At 63.5% G+C, this 3,757-nt stretch carries 3 protein-coding genes and 1 pseudogene; all 4 read left to right on the top strand.

Translation table 11 applies throughout. The features are described 5' to 3' along the window. Positions 1-85 precede the first annotated feature (85 nt). Positions 86-571: a tripartite tricarboxylate transporter TctB family protein gene (locus tag Q0S16_RS07185; RefSeq protein ID WP_295846481.1), complete on the top strand. Its 486-nt coding sequence runs from the start codon at positions 86-88 to the stop codon at positions 569-571. A gap of 14 nt (positions 572-585) precedes the next feature. Then, positions 586-2,094 (top strand): tripartite tricarboxylate transporter permease, encoded by a 1,509-nt coding sequence (locus tag Q0S16_RS07180; protein ID WP_295846479.1) that lies wholly within the window; start codon positions 586-588, stop codon positions 2,092-2,094. 107 nt (positions 2,095-2,201) lie between these two features. After that, entirely contained in the window at positions 2,202-2,954 is a 753-nt protein-coding gene (locus Q0S16_RS07175; protein WP_295846477.1) for a helix-turn-helix domain-containing protein, read from the top strand. Between the two features lie 293 nt (positions 2,955-3,247). Further along, positions 3,248-3,757, top strand: a pseudogene (locus Q0S16_RS07170) (phosphoglucomutase, alpha-D-glucose phosphate-specific); the annotation flags it as partial.

Raw genomic sequence — 3,757 nt, 5'->3', positions numbered from 1 at the left:
ACGGCCCCGGCTCAGCAGCGCACCACGTCGCAAGTGCGACGTAGTGCGCTGCGTCCGGGGCAAGAGCTTCGAGAAAGAATCTTATATGACCACTCCCGCCCGCCCGCCATTCCGCCTCAATAATTCCGAACTGTGGACCGGTCTGCTGGGCCTCGCGCTCGCCGCGTTCGTGATCTGGTCGGGGTTGAAGCTCAAGCTCGGCACCATCAACGATCCCGGCTCCGGCTACGTACTGTTCTACACCGGCATTCTGATGTGCCTGTTCGCGACGTTCATCAGCATCGCCGCGGTGACCGAGGGCGGGCCGACCTTCGGATCGCGCTGGGACGATGCGCGCTGGACCAAGCCGGTCGTCATCATCGCCAGCCTGATTGCCTATTCCTTCGCGCTCGACCAGCTGGGCTTTCTGATCGCCACCATCCCGCTGATGCTGCTGCTGCTGCGTGCCATCGACCCGGTGCGCTGGACGCTGGCGATTCCGCTGGCGATCCTGGCGCCGCTGGGCGTGTGGTGGGTGCTGAAGCACGCCCTCCTGATCCAGCTGCCCTCGGGCATCTTCGAAATCGGCTGACCGGAACGAACATCATGGACGTCATCTATAATGTGATGCAGGGGTTCGGCGTTGCGCTGCAGCCGATCAACATCCTGTATTGTTTTCTCGGCGTGTTCATCGGCACGCTGGTCGGTGTGCTGCCGGGCATCGGCCCGATCTCGGCGATGTCGCTGCTGCTGCCGATCACGCTGTCCGGCACGCCGGAATCCGGCATCATCATGATGGCCGGCATCTATTACGGCTCGATGTATGGTGGCTCCACCACCTCGATCCTGGTCAACATTCCCGGCGAGGCGGCGTCCGTCGTCACCTGTATCGATGGACACCAGATGGCCAAGCAGGGCCGGGCGGGTCCGGCGCTCGGCATCTCGGCGCTCGGCTCCTTCATCGCCGGCACGTTCTCGCTGGTCGCCCTGATGCTGGTCGCGCCGTCGCTCGCCAGTGTCGCGATCGCCTTTGGCCCGGCCGAATATGCCAGCCTGATGGTGCTCGGCCTGGTGGTGTTGACCTTCCTGACCCAGGGATCGATGGCCAAGGCGCTGCTGATGGCGTGCATCGGCATCGTGCTCGGCCTGATTGGGCTCGATGGCATCACCGCGCAGCCGCGCCTGACTTTCGGTCGCCTCGAGCTAATCGACGGCATCGGCCTGGTGCCGGTGGTGATGGGTCTGTTTGGCCTCGCCGAGGTGCTGCTCAACACCGAGCAGGTGATCAAGCGCGACATCATCAATGCCAAGATCACTCAATTGCTGCCCAGCAAGGCCGACTGGAAGGCCAGCGCCGGTCCGATCGGACGTGGCACCATTCTCGGCTTCTTCCTCGGCATCCTGCCTGGCGGTGGCGCGGTGGTGGCGTCTTTCGCTTCCTATGCGCTGGAGAAGCGGTTGTCGAAGACGCCGGAACGCTTTGGTCGTGGCGCCATCGAGGGCGTCGCGGGGCCGGAGGCGGCCAACAATGCCGCGGCCGGCGGCGCCTTTATTCCGCTGATGACGCTGGGCATCCCACCCAATGTCGTGATGGCGCTGCTGCTCGGCGCCTTTGTCATCCACGGCCTGCAGCCGGGGCCGTTGCTGATCTCGCAGAACCCCGGGCTGTTCTGGGGCATCGTCGCCAGCATGTATATCGGCAACGCGATGCTGCTGGTGCTGAACCTGCCGCTGATCGGGATGTGGGTGCAGCTCCTGAAACTGCCCTACAACGTGCTGTTTCCGATGATCATCTTGTTCACCATCATCGGCGTGTATTGCAGCAGCAACAATGTATTCGACGTCTACGTCATGGTCGGCTTCGGCGTGATCGGCTATTTCATGCGCAAGTTCGGTTACGAGCCGGCGCCCTTGGTGCTGGCCTTCGTGCTCGGGCCGCTACTGGAAAACAATCTGCGCAAATCGCTGATCCTGTCGCAGGGCGACCTGATGACCTTTGTGGAGCGGCCGATCTCGGCCGTCTGCCTGGCGCTGGCGCTGCTGCTTCTGATTGGTCCGCTGCTGCCATCGTTCCGCCGCAAGAGGGCGCTGGTGGCGCTCGACGAGGGGGCCTGATCCGAGTGCGACAATCTCGGGGACCATCGTGCCGGCATTGATCTGGATCAACCGGGCACGCGCTGATCGCGGTCAAGTGATGCGTGATCAGCCGGACCGGACCCGACATGGACAATGCCAGTACCTCGACCGAACCCTGCGTCGGGTCGGAGCGGCGCATATGCGAGCATCCGCGCAGTGAAAATGGCTGCGACGAATGCCGGGTGCGCTCGTTCAGCGTCTGCGGCGCGCTGCAGCCCGGAGAACTGGCTGAACTGAACCGCATCAGCCAGATCAAGCACTACGCACATAAGGCGATGCTGTTCGATCAGGGAGCGCCGGCCGATGGCGTATTCAACCTGATCGACGGCGTGGTGCGGCTTTACAAGTCGCTGCCCGACGGGCGTCGTCAGATCGTCGGCTTCGCGCTGCCCGGCGATTTTCTCGGACTGGCGTTACTCGATCGGCACGGCGTGGCGGCGGAGGCGGTGACGGATGTCCAAGCCTGCCGCTTCGCCCGCACCGCCTTCATCAGCTATGTCGAGGGCCGGCCGCATCTGTTGCGGCGAATGTACGAATTCGCCGGGCACGAACTCGCCATGGCCCAGGACCAGATGCTGCTGCTGGGGCGTCGCACCGCCGATGAAAAGGTCGCCGCCTTCCTGCTGCAGTTGCAATCCCGCTATGGTCGGATTGGCGCCATGTCGGTGAATCTGCCATTGCCGATGGGCCGGCAGGACATTGCCGACTATCTCGGTCTCACCATCGAGACCGTGAGCCGGACGCTGACGAAATTCGCCCGGGAGAAGATCCTGGTCGTGGTTCCGGGCGGCGTTCGGCTTCTCAATACGGAGTGGCTGGAAAAACTCGCCGCGGCATGACCCCGTCGGCTGGATTTTGACTCAGCTCAAGGCGCTTCGGCACGACCGACCTAGGCTTGCTCATCCATCCAAGGAGAGCGAGATGCCCCTCGATAGCCTGCTGGTCGCCTGTGCCGTCGTCCTGATGTTCCTGTGCTTCGCCGTTCCGGTGGCGTGGGCAGTGCAGCACAGCACCAAGGACTAAGGGCCCTCGACCCCGCCTCAATTAGCTGATTATTGCTCCGAAACATGCCATGAAGCTGGCGCCGCGCGACGTTTCGCGCGGCTGGTGATGGTGCGCGAAGGAGAATGATGTGGCTGCCCATATAAGCCCGCTGGCCGGCAAGACGCTCGATCCTGCTCTGCTGGTCAACGTGCCGCGTTTGATCACGGCCTATTTCGCCGGCAAGCCCGATCCGAAAATTCCGGCGCAGCGCGTCGCCTTCGGCACCTCGGGTCATCGCGGCTCGGCCCTCAATACCTCGTTCAACGAAAACCACATCCTGGCGATCGCGCAGGCGATCTGCGACTACCGTGCCGGCGCCGGCATCGACGGACCGCTGTTCATCGGCATCGACACCCATGCATTGGCCGAGCCTGCGCTGGCCAGTGCGTTGGAAGTATTCGCCGCCAATGGCGTGCAGGTAATGATCGACCAGCATGATGGCTACACGCCGACGCCGGTGATCAGCCATGCCATCCTGACCTACAACCGAGGCCGCGGCGGCGGCTTCGCCGACGGCGTGGTGGTGACGCCCTCGCATAATCCGCCGGAAGATGGTGGCTTTAAATACAACCCGCCCAATGGCGGCCCGGCCGACACC

Origin of the sequence: Tardiphaga sp., assembly GCF_025356345.1 — a bacterium.
Taxonomy (GTDB): Bacteria; Pseudomonadota; Alphaproteobacteria; order Rhizobiales; family Xanthobacteraceae; genus Tardiphaga.
The sequence above is the reverse complement of the archived record's forward strand: the minus strand, read 5'-3'. Positions and strand labels throughout refer to the sequence as shown.